General features: G+C 62.6%; 20 protein-coding genes. 10 read left to right on the forward strand and 10 right to left on the reverse strand.

The genetic code is table 11. The features are described 5' to 3' along the window. Window positions 1-17: 17 nt before the first annotated feature. Both J8C05_RS02585 and J8C05_RS02590 read right to left on the reverse strand, forming a co-directional pair. Complete coding sequence (locus J8C05_RS02585; RefSeq protein WP_246604640.1) at window positions 18-1,226, reverse strand: aspartate aminotransferase family protein; 1,209 nt, start codon at window positions 1,224-1,226, stop codon at window positions 18-20. Continuing rightward, window positions 1,219-3,612 carry a response regulator gene (locus J8C05_RS02590; RefSeq protein ID WP_211422654.1) on the reverse strand — a complete coding sequence of 798 codons (2,394 nt, stop codon included), beginning with the start codon at window positions 3,610-3,612 and terminating at the stop codon, window positions 1,219-1,221. Before J8C05_RS02590 ends, J8C05_RS02585 begins: the two co-directional genes overlap by 8 nt. 80 nt (window positions 3,613-3,692) lie before the next feature. On the opposite strand from J8C05_RS02590, the gene J8C05_RS02595 reads away from it, so the two are divergent. From J8C05_RS02595 to J8C05_RS02640, 10 genes are all read left to right on the forward strand, one after another. Then, entirely contained in the window at window positions 3,693-5,135 is a 1,443-nt protein-coding gene (locus J8C05_RS02595; RefSeq protein ID WP_211422655.1) for an HD domain-containing protein, read from the forward strand. A gap of 128 nt (window positions 5,136-5,263) precedes the next feature. Beyond that, entirely contained in the window at window positions 5,264-5,458 is a 195-nt protein-coding gene (gene rpmF, locus J8C05_RS02600) for a 50S ribosomal protein L32 (RefSeq protein WP_072234223.1), read from the forward strand. A gap of 66 nt (window positions 5,459-5,524) precedes the next feature. Next, window positions 5,525-6,580 carry a phosphate acyltransferase PlsX gene (plsX, locus tag J8C05_RS02605; protein WP_211422656.1) on the forward strand — a complete coding sequence of 352 codons (1,056 nt, stop codon included), beginning with the start codon at window positions 5,525-5,527 and terminating at the stop codon, window positions 6,578-6,580. Then, window positions 6,577-7,077, forward strand: coding sequence for a thioredoxin-dependent thiol peroxidase (bcp, locus tag J8C05_RS02610; RefSeq protein ID WP_211422657.1), 501 nt, complete (start codon window positions 6,577-6,579; stop codon window positions 7,075-7,077). Before plsX ends, bcp begins: the two co-directional genes overlap by 4 nt. 5 nt (window positions 7,078-7,082) lie before the next feature. Further along, a complete protein-coding gene (locus J8C05_RS02615) occupies window positions 7,083-7,709 on the forward strand; it encodes a hypothetical protein (RefSeq protein ID WP_211422658.1) in 627 nt (208 codons plus the stop codon). A 61-nt stretch (window positions 7,710-7,770) separates the two neighbouring features. Next, window positions 7,771-8,640 carry a 3'-5' exonuclease gene (locus J8C05_RS02620; protein ID WP_211422659.1) on the forward strand — a complete coding sequence of 290 codons (870 nt, stop codon included), beginning with the start codon at window positions 7,771-7,773 and terminating at the stop codon, window positions 8,638-8,640. Beyond that, window positions 8,633-9,154 carry a tetratricopeptide repeat protein gene (locus J8C05_RS02625; protein ID WP_211422660.1) on the forward strand — a complete coding sequence of 174 codons (522 nt, stop codon included), beginning with the start codon at window positions 8,633-8,635 and terminating at the stop codon, window positions 9,152-9,154. The genes J8C05_RS02620 and J8C05_RS02625 overlap by 8 nt, the downstream gene beginning before the upstream one ends. 143 nt (window positions 9,155-9,297) lie before the next feature. After that, window positions 9,298-10,272, forward strand: a complete 975-nt coding sequence (locus tag J8C05_RS02630; RefSeq protein ID WP_211422661.1) for an ABC transporter permease — start codon at window positions 9,298-9,300, stop codon at window positions 10,270-10,272. 25 nt (window positions 10,273-10,297) lie between these two features. Further along, on the forward strand, window positions 10,298-10,603 hold the full coding sequence (locus tag J8C05_RS02635) for a hypothetical protein (protein ID WP_211422662.1): 306 nt from the start codon (window positions 10,298-10,300) through the stop codon (window positions 10,601-10,603). A gap of 31 nt (window positions 10,604-10,634) precedes the next feature. Next, entirely contained in the window at window positions 10,635-11,495 is an 861-nt protein-coding gene (locus tag J8C05_RS02640; RefSeq protein ID WP_211422663.1) for a glucose 1-dehydrogenase, read from the forward strand. On the opposite strand, the gene J8C05_RS02645 is transcribed toward J8C05_RS02640, so the two are convergent. The 8 genes from J8C05_RS02645 to J8C05_RS02680 all read right to left on the reverse strand — a co-directional run bounded on the left by J8C05_RS02645 (window position 11,492) and on the right by J8C05_RS02680 (window position 17,578). After that, window positions 11,492-11,746, reverse strand: coding sequence for a transposase (locus J8C05_RS02645; protein ID WP_211422664.1), 255 nt, complete (start codon window positions 11,744-11,746; stop codon window positions 11,492-11,494). The genes J8C05_RS02640 and J8C05_RS02645 overlap by 4 nt on opposite strands. Before the next feature lie 11 nt (window positions 11,747-11,757). Continuing rightward, the gene (locus J8C05_RS15420) at window positions 11,758-12,315 is read right to left on the reverse strand and encodes a transposase (RefSeq protein ID WP_246840731.1); all 558 of its coding nucleotides are present in this window, start codon (window positions 12,313-12,315) and stop codon (window positions 11,758-11,760) included. An 81-nt stretch (window positions 12,316-12,396) separates the two neighbouring features. Then, window positions 12,397-12,723, reverse strand: a complete 327-nt coding sequence (locus J8C05_RS02655; protein ID WP_211422665.1) for a rhodanese-like domain-containing protein — start codon at window positions 12,721-12,723, stop codon at window positions 12,397-12,399. Window positions 12,724-12,746: 23 nt separating this feature from the next. Further along, a complete protein-coding gene (gene sdhB, locus J8C05_RS02660; protein WP_211422666.1) occupies window positions 12,747-13,499 on the reverse strand; it encodes a succinate dehydrogenase iron-sulfur subunit in 753 nt (250 codons plus the stop codon). A 116-nt stretch (window positions 13,500-13,615) separates the two neighbouring features. After that, window positions 13,616-14,269, reverse strand: coding sequence for a M949_RS01915 family surface polysaccharide biosynthesis protein (locus tag J8C05_RS02665; RefSeq protein WP_211422667.1), 654 nt, complete (start codon window positions 14,267-14,269; stop codon window positions 13,616-13,618). Between the two features lie 46 nt (window positions 14,270-14,315). Continuing rightward, a complete protein-coding gene (sdhA, locus tag J8C05_RS02670) occupies window positions 14,316-16,094 on the reverse strand; it encodes a succinate dehydrogenase flavoprotein subunit (RefSeq protein WP_058866659.1) in 1,779 nt (592 codons plus the stop codon). A gap of 29 nt (window positions 16,095-16,123) precedes the next feature. Continuing rightward, window positions 16,124-16,771 carry a succinate dehydrogenase cytochrome b558 subunit gene (locus J8C05_RS02675; protein ID WP_058866658.1) on the reverse strand — a complete coding sequence of 216 codons (648 nt, stop codon included), beginning with the start codon at window positions 16,769-16,771 and terminating at the stop codon, window positions 16,124-16,126. A gap of 357 nt (window positions 16,772-17,128) precedes the next feature. Beyond that, complete coding sequence (locus tag J8C05_RS02680; RefSeq protein WP_211422668.1) at window positions 17,129-17,578, reverse strand: response regulator; 450 nt, start codon at window positions 17,576-17,578, stop codon at window positions 17,129-17,131. Between the last annotated feature and the right edge of the window lie 147 nt (window positions 17,579-17,725).

Below are 17,725 nucleotides of genomic sequence, written 5' to 3' on the forward strand. Positions count from 1 at the left end.
GTTGGGCCACGCGGCGGCTAACCAAGGATTTCCGTCAGCACGGTCGTGGCCAGAGCGATGTCCGCTTCGGTCAGGATCAGGGGTGGCAGCAGGCGGATGACGTTGGCGCCCGCGTTGATCACCAGCAGACCCCGCTCCTGGGCGGCTGCGATGTAGGGAGCGGCTGGTTCTGTCAGCTCGATGCCAATCATATAGCCACGTCCACGCACTTCCCGGATACGGTGGCTGGGAATGGCGCGCAGCCGCTCAAAGAATAGCCCACTGAGCCGTTCAACCTGGGCCGGCAGGTTGGTTTCCGTCAGGACGCGCAGCGTGGCACGGGCGGCAGCACAGGCCAGCGGCCCCCCACCGAACGTCGTCCCGTGCTGGCCTGGAGACAGTCTGGCGACGCGCTCACCAAGGGCGACGGCACCCATCGGAAAGCCACTGGCAATGCCCTTGGCCATGGTGAGGATGTCCGGCTCGATCCCGACGGCCTGGCAGGCAAAGAACGTCCCGGTGCGTCCAAACCCGGATTGGACTTCATCCAGAATGAGCAGCGCACCACGTTCGCGGCAAAGTTGCTGCGCCCGGTGCAGAAATGCGGTCGTCCCCGGACGCACACCGCCTTCACCCTGGACGACTTCCAGGATGACCGCGCCGATCTCATCCGTGATGGCGGCATCGAGGGCGGCTTCATCGTTGTAGGGGATATAGGTGAAACCGGGGAGCAGCGGCTCGAACGGCTCACGGTACTTTGGTTCCCACGTGGCCGTCAGCGCCCCGGCCGTCCGCCCGTGGAAGCCCCGCTGGGCGGCAACCACGCCGTGGCGGCCGGTGGTCAACCGGGCAAACTTGAGGGCAGCTTCATTGGCTTCCGCCCCGGAGTTGCAGAAAAACACGCGCGTCAGTCCGTGCGGCAGGACCGTCGTCAGCTCGGCATAGAGTTGGGCGCGCTGGTCATTGCCGAATGAGCCGGAACAGGCAATGAGGGTTGCCGCCTGCTGGCTGATGGCGTCCACCACCGCCGGATGGCAGTGCCCAAGGCTGGCGACGCCATACGCGGCCGTGCCGTCCAGATAGCGCCGTCCGTCGCTGTCCCAGACGTAAGCACCTGCCCCCCGGACGAGCGTGATGCCGCGTGAGACATACAGACCCAGACCATACCGGGCTTCGAGCGTGGCCGGTGTGGCGGGCGTCGTTTCGGCTGTGGCCGTGGAAAGCCGGACGGGCGTCGGGTTAGCCATCGGCGTTCCGGCGCCCATTGCCGTTGGCAAGGTGTTTTTTGATGAGCAGTTCCGCCAGGTCAGGCACCACTTCCCAGGCGATTTCGCGCACAACGTGGTCGGAAATTTCAGCCACCACGCGCCGGACAATCTCATCCACGACGGCCGGGGGCAGCGTGAACGTTGACCAGTCCACGGTTTGCGCCGGGCTCACGGCAGACGTTGCTTCCGCAACCGGGGCTGCCATGGGCGCCATGGCGGGTGCGGCCTCAACCGGAGGTTCAGGCTGCACTTCGCCGGAGTGAACTTCGGCCGGCGGCGCTTCAGGCGCTTCAAGGGAAGCTGCCTCTTCGGCCACGGCCGGTTCCTCCGTTGGCGTTGCAATGCCGGGTTCGATGGCCTCGGCTTCGGCCGTTGGCGGGGCAGGGAAGCCGACGTCCTCCAGGGGGGCGGCTTCCAGTGGTGTTGGCACAAAGGCGGGTAGGGCAGAAGCCCCTGGGGCCGCTTCGTCTGTTGCCGGAGGAGCGGTTTCCTCCAGGGCCTCCTCAAGGGCTGGAACCTCGGTCAGGCTGGTGGCAACCGCCTCGGTTGTCACCACGGCTGCCGGCATGTCCGCTTCCGTCGGGGCGGAGGGGATGTCGTCCGCCCGGTCGGTGACTTCCAACGTGAATGGTGACACCTCAGCCGCTTCCGTTGCGGTTGGGCTTGGCGTTTCCGAAACCGCTGCGGCGGGGGCAGTCTCGTTGACCGCCGGTGACGGCTGCCGCATGGCCACCAGTTCATCAGGAAGCAAATCCGTCCCGCGAACGGGAGGCTCTTCTTCCATGACGACCTCAAACACCGGAGCCGGGGGCGGCGTGGCTGTCGGCAGCGTGGAGAAGGAGACCAGGGGAGAGGCGCTCTCCGGAGAAACGTCCGGCCGTTCCGAAGGCGGGGGCGTCGCCGTTGGAGACGACACCAGTCCGGTCAGAAAGTCCGGCGGCGGCACCGGCTCAGTGAGCAGGCTGCCCGTAGGCTGGCTTGTCAGCGGGGCGGTGAGTGGGGGCAGGGACGAGGTTTCAGGCTGTGGCTGGAAGGCGGTGGTGATGGGCGGCTCGTCGGGTTTCGGCTGCTCCCACGGTTGGGCAATCTGTGCCGGTGGCGTGATGACCGGCTCAAAGGATGGCGGCGGTGTCTCATCTGGCAAAGCCGCGCCCACCAGTGTCTCCGCAGGAGCGGCAACTGATGGCGCCGGCTCTGAAAGGACAGGCGCTGTTGGCTCGGCAGACGTGACAGCCGCTGGCAGGTCCGGGGTTGACGCTGCCGGCAGTGGGGCGAACGGGGCGACGACAAACGGCGCTGCTGCTTCATTCGGCGTTGTCGTCACTTCATCCGGCACTGTGGCCGGGGGCGTGGCGGCCGCTGTCGCTTCCGGTTCCGGCATGACCGCGGGGGCGGCAACTGGCGGTACGGCGTCATCCAGTTCCAGGGGGGAATCCAGCTCCGCCGCTGGAGGTTCCTGTTTCACGGCCGGCGGGGGCGGCACAGCCGTTGTGAGCAGTTCGGGCAGTTCAGACGGATCGAGTTTGGCCGTCGTCGTGCCGATGTTTGGCGGCGGCAGCGAGGAAAATGTCGGACGGGGAATCGGCGTCGAAAGGGTTTTGGGCGGCTCCGGGTAGCTCAGCACCGGCGGCGCCTGTTCCGGCGGTGGAAGATCGAGAATGAAATCCGTCGTATCCGTAGCCGACGCCGCCGGAGGGGGCGGCGCATCGAGCGGCAGGAGCGGGTCCAGATCAGGCAGCCGCCCGTCGTCCATCTTCGGAGAGGGAGTTATCGAGGCCAGCATCGAAGGCGTGACTTTGATGGTCGGCGGTACTTCGGCCGACGGATCAAAGCCCCCCAGATGAAACTTGGGAGGTGCTGTGCCCAACCCGGAAGGCTCTTTCGATGTGGCCGAAGGCTCTTTCGATGTGGCCGGCGGGGGAACGGAACCAAGTGCTTGGGTCTGTCCCACCGGCTGGGTGACGGTTGGCGGCGGAGTGACCGCCGGTTTCGGCGGGAATCGCTCCAGCGTCGTCCGAATCAGCGAAACAAACTCCTGTTCCGCAATCGGTTTGACGATGTGCCCATCGGCTCTGACGCGCCTGGCTTCCTTTTCGTCGTAAGGTTCAAACTTGCCGGTCAGGAGCAGCACCGGAATGTGCTTGAAATCCGGATGCTGCTTGACGTATTCGCAGACTTCATAGCCGGTCCGGCCGGGCATGAACACATCCGCCAGAATGAGATCAGGGCGTATCGTGGAAAGTCTTGAAACGGCCAACTCGCCGTTACTCATCGTAACGACGTCAATCTCGCACCTTTCAAGGTACAACCCGAACATTTTCTGAATGCTCAGGCTGTCGTCTGCAAGTAAGACTTTACGACGCATCGGCCGCTCTCTCCCCTCTCACGGCGAGAACTGGTATCCGCTTTGAATACGAAGCAGAAAGCAGAGGAAAGCTAACACCCTTGTCGAAGCCTGTCAAAACCTTCACCACGCCGAAGCCGTCGTCCAAACGGTTGTCGGGAAAGTCATCCAGCCGCCTTTCGCCGCGCGCCAGAACGATTCGGGCCAAAACGATTCGGGATGCCATCCACGGCGACATGACCTTTTCGGCTGCTGAGGTCCGTCTGCTTGACACCCAAGCGATGCAGCGCCTGCGCGGTATCAAACAGCTTGGATTGAGCCATCTGGTCTATCCTTCGGCGGTGCATACCCGCTTCGAGCATTCCCTGGGAGCCTGTCATCTGGCTGGAAAAATCATTGAGAGCCTTGAACAAAGGGGTGTTCACCGCTTCACCGAGGATGAGCGGCAGCGCATTCGGACGGTGGCTTTGCTGCACGACATCACACATGTGCCCTTTGGTCATACCTTTGAGGATGAGCGACGGATTGCGCCACGCCATGACGCTGACATCCAGCGCCTCGACACCATGCTGTCCGGCGACCTGGGGGAGGAACTGGAGCGGCAGGGGCTGCTGACCACGGTTCGTTCCCACCTTCTGGGCGAAACGCCCCTGGCGCGGGACGACGACTTCATCCGCGACATCTTTGCCGGCACCATCTGCGCCGACCTGCTGGATTATCTCCGCCGGGATGCGCGCTTCTGTGGGCTGACCGTGGATTACGACGACCGCCTGCTGGCGCTGTTCACGCGGTTGGGTGGGCGTTTGGCCCTTGACCTGCAACGCCACGGCCTGTTCCGGCACGATGCCCTTTCGGAAGTCGTCCACGTACTGCGCATGCGCTACCTGCTGACCGAACGGGTGTACTTTCACCACGCAAAAATTGCGGCCGGCGCCATGCTTTCCAAGGCCCTGGAAATGGCCATCGCGGCCGGGCGGTTTGCCTACGCCGAACTGTTTGCGCTCCGCGATGACGCCTTCCTGCATGTGCTTCGGGAGCGGGCGGTGGGCTTGCCGGAGGTCCAGCGGCTCCTGTCGGCCCTGGCGACGCGCCAGCTTTACAAACCCGTTTTCCGGGCGAGCCGGGACGGCCTGACGGAAAGCGAACTCGACCGGCTCAAGCGCCAGTTCTATGAGAATGCCGGGGGCGCCCGGGAGCAGATGGAAGCCGCCCTGTGCGACGACCTGGGACTGCCCGCCGGCAGCGTGATTGTCTATTGCCCCTCGCCGGACATGGCGCTCAAGGAAGCCCACGTCACGGTACAGTTGTCGGAACACGAATCCGCCCAGCTTTCATCACTGGCGCATCCTGAGATTGAAACCCTGCTGCTGCGCCATCGTCAGCTCTGGCGACTGGTGGTGCTGGCGACCCCGGATTTGGGACGCCACGCCGCCAAACGGCACCGCATCCTGACGCGCTGCTGCGAAGCCCGCCTGGCCCTGCCGGACCGGACCGGTGAGGGGCCCTCCAGTCTGCTGTTTTTTCCAGCCAGCGTCGGGAAATAGTCTGCCCGCCGTGACTTTTTTCACGGCCGACGGCTGCGTTGACAATCCGCCGGGCTGTCTTATAATCCTGTGCTTTTGCGTTTCCCGCGAAAGCTTCTGAATGTGCTTCCGAAAGGCGGTTTGAACCTATGCCGAATCCGAAACGACGCCACTCCTCGTCGCGGCGCGGCAAGCGCCGTGCGCACGATGCCCTGCCGAAACTGACCCTGGTCCGCTGCCCGAACTGTGGTGCGCCCCGCCTGCCGCACCGGGTGTGCGGTGAGTGCGGCTACTACCGTGGCCGTCAGGTGATAACGATTCGTCAAAAAGGGGCTGAAGAGTGAACTGAAGAAGAGTGAACTGAACCGGCGGTTGCCTGCCGCAACCGGCTGCATTGCGACGAGACGGCGATGTTGCAAATTGCTCTCGATGCCATGGGCGGAGACCATGCCCCGGCACCGGAAATCGAAGGGGCGCTGCTGGCAGCCCGCCAGCTTGGCGTCAAGGTGCTGCTGGTTGGCCAGCCGGACCGGCTGCATCCGGCCCTTCAGGAGGCTGGCTGGACGACCGAACCCATTGAAATTCTGCCGGCCCGTGAGGTCGTCGCCATGGATGAAACCGCCCGGCAGTCCATCCGTACCAAACGCGACTCGTCCCTGCGCGTCGGGATCGAGGCGCTCCGGCAGGGGTTGGCGGTTGGTTTCGTCAGCGCCGGAAACACCGGCGCCATCGTGGCGGCAGCCACCCTGTGGCTGGGCACCATACCCGGTATTGCGCGTCCGGCGCTGGCCACGGTTCTCCCGACGTTATCCGGGCGCGGCACGCTGCTGCTCGACATTGGAGCCAATGCGGATTGCAAGCCCGCCATGCTCGACCAGTTTGCCGTCATGGGCGCGGCCTATGTCGAGCAGATTCTCGGCGTTGAGCGACCGCGGGTGGGACTGCTTTCCATTGGAGAGGAAAGTATCAAGGGCAATGCGCTGACGCGCGAAGCCCACGCCCTGCTGTGCCAGCATGCGCCCCAGCGCCACTTCACCTTCGTGGGCAATGTCGAAGGGAAGGACATCTACACCGGTGCGGTGGATGTCACTGTCTGTGACGGCTTTACGGGAAATATCGTCCTCAAGACCAGCGAAGGGCTGGCAACGGCCCTGCTGACCATGCTTCAGGAAGCGTGGCGTCAGTCAGCGCCGCCCGCGCGGGACGCCCTGGCTGGCCTGCAGCAGGTGCGCTCCCGGTTCGACTATGCGGAATATGGCGGGGCGCTTCTGCTGGGCGTGCCGCAGCCGGTCATCGTGGCCCACGGCCGCTCCACCGGGCGTGCCATCTACAATGCCATTCGGGTGGCGCAGGAAGCGCACCTGCGTCGCCTGAGCCACCAGATTGCTGCTGACCCGGCGGTGGTGGCGATGTTGCACCATCCACACCACAACGGTGTGGCCCAAGACCTCTCTGGACTGGCATGACTTCTTCCACAGCACGGTTGACAGTTGGTGATCCGGCGCCCCCCTTTGCTTTGAGCGACGCCACGGGGCAAACGGTCAGACTCGCGGATTTTGCCGGGCAGCGGGTGGTGCTGTACTTCTACCCACGTGACAACACCCCCGGCTGCACCAGGGAAGCCTGCGCCTTCAACGCTGTCCGCGACGAGCTTGCCGCGCACAAGGCCCAGGTCATTGGCATCAGCCCGGACAGCGTCACTTCGCACGAAAAGTTTGCCGCGAAGTTCGAGCTGGCATTTCCCTTGCTGTCTGATCCCGAACACGTCGTGGCCGAACAGTACGGCGTCTGGCAGGAAAAGAAAAACTACGGCAGGACGTACTTTGGCATTGTCCGCACCACGTTCATCATTGACGAGCAGGGACGGATTGCCCGCATCTTTCCCAACGTCAAGGTTGAAGGTCACGCGGCGCAGGTGCTGCGGGCGCTGGCCGAAATGGATCAGAAGGCGAAGCCGGAGTAAACAGGATGCGGTGCCGAAGCAACATCGGGCTGGCCTGCCTGGTGTGGGGTCTGGTGTGGGGTCTGGTTTGGGGTCTGGTTTGGGTCCTGCTTTGGGGCTGGCCGGCGATCCCCGTCAGGGCGCAGGGCATTCCGCTTCCCACGACTGCGCCGGCCGGCGAACCGACGGCCGCCACGCGCCGGTTTGCCGACCCGGAGGCCGGTTTTGAGCTCGAACTCCTGCCCGGCTGGCGTTCCGAACATACCGTTGAGAATGACGGGCGGCGGGTTCTGGAAATCATTTACCGCGACCGCAGTCAGTCGTGGCTCCGGGTCCGACGCGAAGCCATCCCGCCGGACTGCGCCGATGAGCCGCACCGCTGTCTGGCCGAGCGCGAGGCGACGGATTCACTTCAGTTCCGCCCCGACTTCCAGTTGAAAAAGCGCGAGCGGTTTTCCACCTCCATGGCCCGTGGGACACTCCTGACCTTTACCTTTCGCCGGGTGGGAAAGCCCATGACCGGACGTTACTACTACCTTCAGACGGACGATCAGACGGTATGGGTGCTGCGTTTCGAGGGGGAGACCCGCTTTCATGACACGCTGCGTTACCAGACCGACCGCCTGGCCTACTCGTTTCGTCCCCTGCCGTGAGGCGGCGGCCGGCTGAAAGGTTCCGGTTTTGTGCCGAAGCTGATGTTTTGTGCCGAAGCTGATGCCTGACGTTCTGCCCGGCCCTTCGTTTTTGCTGAAAACACTGCGCGCCCGGTTGTCGGCGGCCCGTGGGGTGGTGTCGCTGACCGATCTGGGGCGCGAGTTGCTCCGGGCGCCACGGGCGGCACCGGAACTCGTGCGGCGGGTGCTGTTGCCGGTGCTGGCCCAGTTGCCGGAGGCTGTGCTGGAAGGGGACGACGGTCTGCGCTGGCAACCGCTGCCGACCGCGGCCCCGGAAGCGACGGCGTCCCTGCTGGAATGCCGGTTTGCCGTCGTGGATGTGGAGACGACCGGACGCCGCGCGGAGCAGGAGCGCATCACCGAAGTGGCCTGTGTCACCATCGAGCGCGGCCGGATCACCGAAACCTTTGCGAGTCTGGTCAATCCCGGTGTGCCCATTCCGCCGCTGATTACGGCCCTGACCGGTATCAGCGACGAACTCGTGGCCACAGCGCCACCCTTTGCGGCCATTGCCGCTGAAATGCGGCAGCGGCTGAGCCAGACGGTTTTCGTTGCGCACCATGCCAGCTTCGACCGTAAATTTCTGACGGCTGAACTCAGGCGCGCCGATGAAACCTTCGTGTGGACGGCGCCCACGTTGTGTACGGTACAACTGGCGCGGCAGCTCGTTCCCGGTCTGGACAATTACCGGCTCGATACCGTCACCGCCCATTTTCGGATTTCCAATCCGGCCCGCCACCGTGCATCGGGAGACGCCCTTGCGACGGCCCAGCTTTTCCTGCGATTGTTGGAGCGGCTGATAGAACAGGACATCGTGGTGGTTGAAGCCGTGACCGCCCTTCTGGCAAAGCAGAAGCGAACGGGCAGACGGCGGCGGCCATTGCCCGGCGAGGACAGACACCATGAATGACGCGCGCGACAACTGTGAGCATCTCGAAACGACGGATGACCTGGCTGTACGTGAGGCGGCCCGCTACTTTCAGGCGGCCTATCAGCGCCAGATGGAAGGCAACCTCGACGAGGCCATCCAGCTTTACGAACGTTCGATTGCGCTGCATCCGACGGCCGAAGCCCATACCTTTCTGGGCTGGACGTACAGTTTTCTGGGTGATCTGGATCGCGCCATTGCCGAGTGTTTGCAGGCGATTGAACTCGACCCGGACTTTGGCAATCCCTACAACGACATCGGGGCCTATCTCATCGAGCGCGGCGATCCGCTTTCATCTGCGCTGTGGCTCAAGCGGGCCATGAAGGCCAGGCGGTATGAGTGCTACTTCTATCCGCACTTCAACTACGGGCGGGTACTTGAATGGCAGGGGCGCTGGCTCGACGCCATGCAGGAATACACGACGGCGCTGGCGTACAACCCGGATTATGCCCCGGCCAAAAAAGCCATTCGCCAGCTTCAGTGCCGGCTCAACTGATCACCGCATAGGATAGCCGTTGTTGCATCGGGACGTGGGTTGTATCACTTTTTGACGCGCTGCTGCGTTTTCTGCTTTGTCGCGCGCCGCGCGTCAATCTGGCGGGCAAGGCGTGCAGAGGTAAGCTCCAGGTCGCTTGCCTGATGACCATGCTGGTTTCGTTTTTCCTCTCTTTCCTCAAGCGCATGGCGGTTGTCGTGCCGGTGATGTGGGCCGTGGTGACGCTGGTGTTTCTGCTTATCCATCTCGTGCCGGGCGATCCGGTGGTGATGTACCTTGGGGATAGCGCCCGGCCTGAAGACATTCAGGCGCTCCGTCACAAGCACGGCCTCGACTTGCCGCTGTGGCAACAGTACGTCCGCCTCTGGCTTGGCGCGCCGGCAAAAGACGGGCTGGACAAGCACCGGGGCCTGCTGCGCGGCGATCTGGGGGAGACCTTCGGCGGCAAAAACGTCGTGAAGGAGTTGCTGAACCGCTATCCGACGACACTCAAGCTGGCCGGGGCGGCCATGCTGGTGGCGGTCATCGTGGCCATCCCGCTGGGCATTGCGGCGGCTGTGGCGCGGGGGCACTGGCTGGATACGGCCATCTCGGTGGTGTCGCTGGGGGGCATTGCGCTGCCCAACTTCGTGATTGGGCCGCTGGCCATTCTCATTTTTGCGGTGTATCTGGACTGGCTGCCCGTTTCCGGGAGCGAACGGCTGGAGCATTTCATCCTGCCGGCGACGACGCTGGGCCTCGCCATGGCAGCGATTCTGACGCGCCTGGTGCGTTCCAGTGTCCTTGAAGAGCTGGGCGAAGATTATGTCCGCACAGCGCGCGCCAAGGGGCTGCCCGAACGGGTCGTGTTGTTCAAGCACGTCCTCAAAAACAGCCTCATTCCGGTGGTGACCATCATCGGGTTGCAGTTCGGTATCATTCTGACCGGGGCGATTGTCACCGAAACCATCTTTGCGATGCCGGGTGTCGGTGATCTCACGGTACGGGCCATCAACGAACGTGAATACAACCAGGTGCAGGCCAACCTGCTGGCCATTGCGCTGACGTATGTGGCGGTCAATACGCTGACGGACCTGCTGTACCGGCTCCTTGACCCGCGCATTGCCTTGGATCGCTGATGTTTTTGAAAGGAGCCAGTCCGCCGTGAAAGATGAAAGCCCGTCCCGTCTGCGTAGCGGCCAGGCACGGCGTCCGGCTTCGGGCGACACCCGTCCGGCGAATCGTCCCGGCCCCCCGCCAGCCACCCCGCGCATTGACCCAAGCGTGGAAGTTTCTGCCCCGCCGGCTGAGCTGGAGACGCCCATGGCAAGTCGTCTGCGCAGCCTGCGGGAGTCGCGTTCACCGGAGTCATTCCAGGAACCAGCGCCGATCCCGGAGTTCAACCAGCCTTTTGACGTTCCCAAGCCGACGCTGTGGGAACGCATCAAACGTTTTTTTGGTGGTCAGTAGTCAGCATTTCAAGTCCGATGGGAGTCACAGCATGGGTAAACTCGATGGAAAAGTGGGCGTCATTACCGGCGCCGCCAGTGGGATTGGCGAAGCCACGGCACGTCTGTTTCACGCCGAAGGGGCGTTGGTTGTCCTGAGCGACATCCAGGATGAACGCGGTGCCGCGATTGCGGCCGAACTCGGTGAACGGGCCGCCTACTGCCGGGCGGATGTCACCCACGAACCGGACATTGCGGCGCTGGTGGATTTTGCCGTTGCCCGGTTTGGCGCGCTCGATGTGATGTACAACAACGCCGGGGCGCAGGGCGTTTCAGCGCCCATTGCCGAAACGCCGGCTGAGGGGTTTGACGCGACGGTCGCCCTGCTGCTGCGCAGCGTCTTTCTGGGCATGAAGCATGCGGCGCGGGTGATGCTTCCCCGGCGTACTGGAAGCATTGTCAGCACGGCCAGCATTGCCGGCCTGCGTACCGGGCATGCGCCGCACATTTACAGCGCCTGTAAGGCAGCGGTCATTCATCTGACGCACTCCGTGGCCATGGAGCTGGGCGAGCAGGGGATTCGGGTCAACTGTGTCTGTCCGGGTTTTATTGCGACGGGCATTTTTGGCAGCGCCTTTGGTCTCCCGCCGGATGCGGCCCGGGCGCTGGCGCCGCTGATGGCGCCGATGCAGGTTCAGGCGCAGCCGTTGCGCCATGCGGGACAGCCGGTGGATGTGGCGCAGGCGGTACTGTGGCTGGCCAGCGACGATGCCCGCTTTGTCAACGGGCATGCGCTCGTCGTGGATGGCGGTCTCATCGCCGGCCGGTCATGGACGGAATACCAGCACCTGCGTGAATCGCTGACGAAGGGGATTCAGGCCGCCCTGGGGCAGGCACCGCCGCTGACAAGCTAATCGAGGTATTGGTTCTCAGATTGTGACACCCAAGGGGCTGGTTCGGACACGATAGCTGCCGGGTTCTCGCGGTCAGACGCCCAACGTCGGGGGTTGTCAGGGATGTATTGCTGTATCTGGTGCAAAGCTGCCCTGTTGCGGATGATGTGTTCGTAATAGTTACGTTGCCAGATGGCGATGCCTGGTGTTCCCCGGTGCTCGTTGATGCGCCGGGCGGAAAACGTTTTGAATTGACGGATGATTTCCGGCAACCCTTGGCGTTTCAATCGCACGGCAGATATGGCGGCAGGGCCGGGTGTGGTGGCTTCAATGATAGGGGCGGGTTCGGTTGCGGGTGTAATTGTGGATGTAGGGGTGGCGGTTGGGTTTTTGGCTTCGGTGGTCGGGGTGGGTTCAATTGCAGGGTTGGGTTTGGTTGTAGGGGCGGGTTCAGAACCCGCCCCAAACCACCCTGCGCCCCAACACCACCCTGCGCCCCAACACCACCCTGCGCCCCAACACCACCCATCCTTACATCACCATCCGCCCCCACGGTGTTCGCCCCAGTATCATCAACAATCATGATGATTCCGTGAACGTGGTTCGGCATTACGACAAATGTATCCAGCCTGATCCCAGCCACATGGTTGGGCAGATCGTGCCAGGTCTGTTGCACGATTGCCCCCAAGGGGTTCAACTGCATAGTCCCATCTACCACCTCGCCGAACAGACAGGCACGGTTTTGTGTGCAGATGGTGACGAAATACGCGCCCGCCTGGGAATAATCGTAACCACGTAGGCGGATGGAGCGACGGTGGTGGCGTTCCGGATCGTACTTCATCGCCCCCTCCCCGTTGGCAACGGCTACGCCTCGCTCTCAGCCGACAGCTTGCCAGTGTTTGTATGTAACTTCCCGCCCGGTTCAGTAGAGCGGCACCGTCGGGTCAACCTCGTGCGACCAGGCATCAATGCCGCCGATGAGGTTGACCAGACGGGTAAACCCTTTGCTGCGCAGGTAGGCGCAGGCGTGCATGCTGCGGATGCCGTGATGACAATAGATGACGTATTCCTGGGCGGGATCAAGCTCCGCAGCCCACACCGGCAGTTGGCTCATCGGACACAGGCGGCTGCCCGGAATGCGGTTGAACGCATATTCCCAGTCCTCGCGCACGTCGAGAAGCTGTACTGGATCGCCCGCGGCAAGACGCCGGGCCAGTTCAGGCGCCGTGATCTGCTGAATGTCTGTCATCCCGTATCCGTCCGTGCGTGGGGTCAGGGCATCAGCCAGCCCAGAAGGCCGTGAATCGTCGTTTGCCGTCCCAAATCCGCAATGGATTCCGTGAGCGGAATGTTTTTGGGGCAGGCTTTGACACAGTTCTGCGCATTGCCGCAGTCGGTAATGCCGCCATCGCCCATAATGGTTTCCAGGCGCTCATCCCGGTTGAGCTTGCCGGTGGGATGCAGGTTCATCAGCCGAACCTGATTGAGCACCGAAGGCCCGACGAAAGAAGACCGTTCGTTGTACTGCGGACACACTTCCATGCACACCGCACACGACATGCACGTGGAGAGCTTGTAGCGAATCTCCGTGGTTTTCTGGTCCAGCCGGGGGCCGGGGCCCATCGGGTACGTGCCATCAATCGGAATCCACGCCTTGACCTTCTTGAGGTCCTGGAAAAGCCGCGAGCGGTCAACCTGAAGGTCACGGATGACCGGAAACTTGGTCAGGGGTTCGAGCGTGATGGGGCCATCTTCGAGCTTGTCCACCAGCGTGCTGCACGACTGACGCGCCTTGCCATTGATGACCATCGAGCACGAACCACAAACGTGTTCAAGACAGGAACACTCCCACACCACCGGCGTGGTCGCCTGGCCGGAAGCCGTGACGGGATTTTTCTGGATTTCCATCAGGCAACTGATGATGTTCATGTTCGGACGGTAGGGAAGCGCAAACTCCTCCCACCGGGTGGGCTTGCCGGGTTCATCCTGGCGTCTGATTCTGAGAACAATTTTTTCGCGGGTCATCGAGCCATCTCCATCCGGGGGGCGGCGTCAGGTTACGGGGTTCATCTGGTGTGGCTATCCTCACAGCCTTGAACGTCACAGCTTTCAGCTCTTTTCAAGCTTGGGGCCGCGACTCGTTACTGAGAGAATTCCACGTAAAACTGCTTCCACTTGCGTTCGGCATGCCGGAGAAACGCGCGGTTGGCGCGCAGCCTGGCATCCGGTGTCTTTTCTCCGCCGACTGAAACATCCGGCAGCGCGATGCGGGTCGCGCCCCGCATGGCGTATTTCTGGTTGACCTCGTACATGATGAGTTTGAGCGTCGCCGGACTGACATCACCGCGGCAGGCGGTTTTGTACATCACCCACACTTCGGCAAAGCCGTCATTGTCGAGGTCTGTCACTTCGGTTGCGTCCGGGAGGAATTCCGCCGTGAGGTCGAGCGGACAGTTACGGACGAAATCCGTCACCTGCCAGACGGGTGAAAACCGGCCGTTGACGTTGACGAAGCGGTAGGCATACAGCTCGGCGTCCTGGCTGGCATCGAAGTCCTGGCGCGCCTTGCGGCCCGGGGTCTCAAACGCACCGGTTTCGGTCAAAATCAGATAGTTCTCGCCATCGAGGTCATTCCAGCGGAAGCCCTGTTTGAAGCTGCCTTTGACCAGCCCGCGGGCAGCCGCCGGCAGGCTGGACAGCGGAAAGGCCTGAAGCGGCTCACGGTGGGATACCCCAGCCGCAGCCTTGACCGGGGAAGCCACGCCCACCGGGAGCAGCAGGAGCCAACTGCCCATCGTGCCCGTGACCAGCAGCCGGCCAAGCCACGGGCGCGGACGGGCGCTAAGCCGCTTTCTTCTTCGAGTAGTCACGCTTGCGCGGCTTGATGAGACTGACGTTGACATCTTCATAGGTCAGTTGCGGCCCTTCCGGGGTCCAGGTGGCAATGGTCGTTTTCAGAAACCGCTCGTCGTCCCGTTCAGGGAAGTCGGGTTTGTAGTGGGCGCCACGCGATTCATCCCGGTTGAGCGCGCCCAGCGTGATGACACGCGCCAGGTGAAGCATGTTTTCCAACTGGCGGGCGTGCGGAATGGCCTGCGTTGCCCAGTAGTTCTGCTCGTTGAGGTTGATGCGCTCGTAGCGTTCGAGCAGTTCCTGGATTTTTTCGTCCGTGTACCGCAGGCGGTCGTTGTACCGGATGACGGTGACGTTCTCGGTCATGAGGCGTCCCAGTTCTTCGTGCAGCACCCGTGGGTTTTCCGTACCCCGCTTCGTTTTGAGCGCTTCGTTGAGCGCCGCCTGCCGGGCGCGCTCGCGCTCGAAAATGGGGTCCTGCAGGTCTTTGGTCGAGTTGTTTTTGGCAAAGTTGACGGCGGCCGGCCCGGCGATGATGCCCGCATAGACGCAGGACAGCAGGCTGTTGGCCCCAAGCCGGTTGGCCCCGTGGATGGAGTAGTCACACTCCCCGACGGCAAAGAGGCCGGCGACGTTGGTTTGCTGCTCATAGTCCACCCACAGCCCGCCCATGGTGTAGTGCATGCCGGGGAACACACGCATGGGCGTTTCACGCGGGTCATCGCCAACGAACATCTCGTAAATTTCAAGGATGCCGCCCAGCTTGCGGTCGAGCTGTTCGCGTGGAATGTGCGTCAGATCGAGATAGACCTGGAACTTGCCGCCGACGCCATAGCCGTCGAGACAGACCTGGAAAATTTCACGGGTGGCAATGTCACGGGGAACGAGGTTGCCATATTCGGGATATTTTTCTTCGAGGAAGTACCACCGCTCCGCAGGCGGAATGTCTTTCGGCGCGCGCTGGTCCTTCGGCGTACGTGGCACCCAGACCCGCCCGCCTTCACCGCGTGCGCTTTCCGACATCAGGCGGAGTTTGTCTTCGCCCGGAATGGCCGTGGGATGAACCTGGATGAACTCGCCATTGGCGTATTTGACACCCTGCCGGTAGAGCGCCCCCTGCGCGCTGCCGGTGCAGATGACGGAGTTGGTGGACTTGCCAAAAATGGCTCCAATCCCGCCCGTCGCCATGACGACGGCCGCGCCGGCAAAGGCTTTCACTTCCAGCGATTGCAGGTTCATGGCGGTAATGCCATGGCAGCGCCCGTTCTCGATGACACCCGACAGGAACTCCCAACCTTCGTATTTGCGAACCTTGCCGGCGGCTTCATAGCGCCGTACCTGCTCGTCGAGCGCATAGAGAAGCTGCTGGCCCGTGGTCGCGCCGGCAAACGCCGTGCGGTGGTGTTTCGTACCGCCGAAGCGCCGGAAGTCAATCAGCCCTTCGGGCGTGCGCGAAAAGGGAACTCCCATGCGGTCGAACATGTAGATGATGTCCGGCGCCATGTCGCACATCGCCTTGACCGGCGGTTGTTCGGCGAGGAAGTCGCCGCCATACACCGTGTCGTCGAAGTGCTCGTAGGTTGAGTCCCCTTCCCCTTTCGTGTTGACCGCGCCGTTGATACCACCCTGGGCGCACACCGAATGAGACCGTTTGACGGGGACGAGAGAGAAGAGATCAACGGTGTAACCGAGTTCACAGGCCTTGATGGTTGTCATCAGCCCGGCCAGTCCACCGCCTACGACAATGATGCTTGGTTTGTTGCTCATGAGTGCTCTGATTCGTAAAAGGTCGGGTCTTATGGAACGAAGGCAAACGCCGCCCGGACGCCAATGGCGAATACAGCTACGCCGAAAACGGCACAGGCATAGGAAAACGCCTGCTGGGACCGCGTGCTGACGGTGATGCCCCACACGATGGCAAAGGTCCACAAACCATTGGCCAGGTGGAACGCCGCCGAGAAGATGCCCAGCACGTAAAAGGCCATGACAAAGGGCTGCGCCAGCCAGTACTGCACAATCGTGAACGCCTGGTCGGGATGATGCGCTACGGCCAGCCCCAGACCGCCGACACCAAAGCGCATCGTCAGAACGTGCGCCGTGATGAACAGCAGCAGAATTACGCCGGTGACGCGCTGCAGAAGATAGTTCCAGTTGCGTGCATAGCCGTAGCTCAGCACGTTGCTCTTCGCCGTGTAAGCAATATAGACACCGTAAATTGCATGAAAGGCAATCGGCAGCCCAATCAGAAACAGTTCAGCGAGGGGCAACAACGGTCCGGGCAGCAGGTCCTGAATGCCTTTGACCGCGTCATTGAAGGCTGCCGGACCGGCAACGGCGTGAAAGTTGGTGTAGAGGTGTTCCAGCAGGAAAGCCCCAATCGGAATGACACCGCTCAGCGAGTGCAGCCGACGGGCGAGAAAGTGATGACTCAAGGCGACGCTCATGAGACCTCAGAAGACCGGTGACGTAGGCGCTTTCCAGACGCTCCCACCTGACGAACACACGACGGTAATCAGGACGACTTGGGGCATCGGGCGACGACGAATCTCGGCCGCGCATGATGCTGAGGGGAATCGGTTCCGAATCCAACATGCGCCAGCCGGCGGAGGAAGACCACGGGTGATTATAGGCCGGGCCCCGCCGATTGCAATGTGCTTTTGTGTGTGAGCGTACGTTTTGCCGGGCGACTTTTCCGCCTTCCTGCCGGATGCAGCGCCGGAAACAGGCTGCCCGTGTGACCTGCCCGCCGAGTCTGCAACCGGACCTGCGCCGGATTGTTTGCCACAGCAGCCGGCGGTATTTCAGACACCTGCTGTCTGGGCCGCGTCGGGCTGGGAAGGCGTCTCAGTGCGTGGCCGCGCCAGCTTTTGTCTGATCAACTGGTGCAGGCGGTCAAAGTCTATCGGCTTGGTCAGGTAATCCGACTCGCCCAGCGGGAGCCCTTCTTCCTGGACGTACTCGATGTTGGACTGCGCCGAGATGATGATCATCGGTACGTCGCGCAGCTCGCGGTAGTGTTCTTTCTCGCCGATGAGCGTCATCACGGCTGGGCCGCTGATGTGCGGCATCATGATGTCAATGATGACCAGGTCGGGTTTGGAGCGTTTGAGGGCGCGCAAGCCGGCCAGACCGTCGGCCGCCGTTTCGACTTCGTACCCTTCAGCCGTAAGCTCGTCGTGTAGCAGGTCGAGAACATCCTGATTGTCGTCTATGACAAGGATGCGCGGTGGGGTGTTTGGTGAGCGTCCCATGGGAAACCGACGGGGACGGAAAGGTAGGCCGGCCCAGACCGGCAGATGCAGAGTTGCAGACACACTTTCCACGATTTGACAGGGCTTGTCCACCGTGAGCTGCCAGCCGGCCGACGGCTACCGGCTTGGCCCCGGGCGCAGGGTGGT

The sequence above is a fragment of the Chloracidobacterium sp. N genome (assembly GCF_018304765.1).
Taxonomy (GTDB): domain Bacteria; phylum Acidobacteriota; class Blastocatellia; order Chloracidobacteriales; family Chloracidobacteriaceae; genus Chloracidobacterium; species Chloracidobacterium aggregatum.

What these genes read in the sequence shown, in the direction of transcription:
- J8C05_RS02640 (WP_211422663.1), top strand. Translation starts at nt 10,635, where the DNA reads ATGGGTAAACTCGATGGAAAAGTGGGCGTCATTACCGGCGCCGCCAGT.
- bcp (WP_211422657.1), top strand. Translation starts at nt 6,577, where the DNA reads ATGACTTCTTCCACAGCACGGTTGACAGTTGGTGATCCGGCGCCCCCC.
- J8C05_RS15420 (WP_246840731.1), bottom strand. Translation starts at nt 12,315, where the DNA reads ATGAAGTACGATCCGGAACGCCACCACCGTCGCTCCATCCGCCTACGT.
- J8C05_RS02625 (WP_211422660.1), top strand. Translation starts at nt 8,633, where the DNA reads ATGAATGACGCGCGCGACAACTGTGAGCATCTCGAAACGACGGATGAC.
- J8C05_RS02675 (WP_058866658.1), bottom strand. Translation starts at nt 16,771, where the DNA reads ATGAGCGTCGCCTTGAGTCATCACTTTCTCGCCCGTCGGCTGCACTCG.
- J8C05_RS02665 (WP_211422667.1), bottom strand. Translation starts at nt 14,269, where the DNA reads ATGGGCAGTTGGCTCCTGCTGCTCCCGGTGGGCGTGGCTTCCCCGGTC.
- J8C05_RS02620 (WP_211422659.1), top strand. Translation starts at nt 7,771, where the DNA reads ATGCCTGACGTTCTGCCCGGCCCTTCGTTTTTGCTGAAAACACTGCGC.
- sdhB (WP_211422666.1), bottom strand. Translation starts at nt 13,499, where the DNA reads ATGACCCGCGAAAAAATTGTTCTCAGAATCAGACGCCAGGATGAACCC.
- sdhA (WP_058866659.1), bottom strand. Translation starts at nt 16,094, where the DNA reads ATGAGCAACAAACCAAGCATCATTGTCGTAGGCGGTGGACTGGCCGGG.
- J8C05_RS02630 (WP_211422661.1), top strand. Translation starts at nt 9,298, where the DNA reads ATGACCATGCTGGTTTCGTTTTTCCTCTCTTTCCTCAAGCGCATGGCG.
- J8C05_RS02615 (WP_211422658.1), top strand. Translation starts at nt 7,083, where the DNA reads ATGCGGTGCCGAAGCAACATCGGGCTGGCCTGCCTGGTGTGGGGTCTG.
- J8C05_RS02590 (WP_211422654.1), bottom strand. Translation starts at nt 3,612, where the DNA reads ATGCGTCGTAAAGTCTTACTTGCAGACGACAGCCTGAGCATTCAGAAA.
- plsX (WP_211422656.1), top strand. Translation starts at nt 5,525, where the DNA reads ATGTTGCAAATTGCTCTCGATGCCATGGGCGGAGACCATGCCCCGGCA.
- J8C05_RS02655 (WP_211422665.1), bottom strand. Translation starts at nt 12,723, where the DNA reads ATGACAGACATTCAGCAGATCACGGCGCCTGAACTGGCCCGGCGTCTT.
- rpmF (WP_072234223.1), top strand. Translation starts at nt 5,264, where the DNA reads ATGCCGAATCCGAAACGACGCCACTCCTCGTCGCGGCGCGGCAAGCGC.
- J8C05_RS02680 (WP_211422668.1), bottom strand. Translation starts at nt 17,578, where the DNA reads ATGGGACGCTCACCAAACACCCCACCGCGCATCCTTGTCATAGACGAC.
- J8C05_RS02585 (WP_246604640.1), bottom strand. Translation starts at nt 1,226, where the DNA reads ATGGCTAACCCGACGCCCGTCCGGCTTTCCACGGCCACAGCCGAAACG.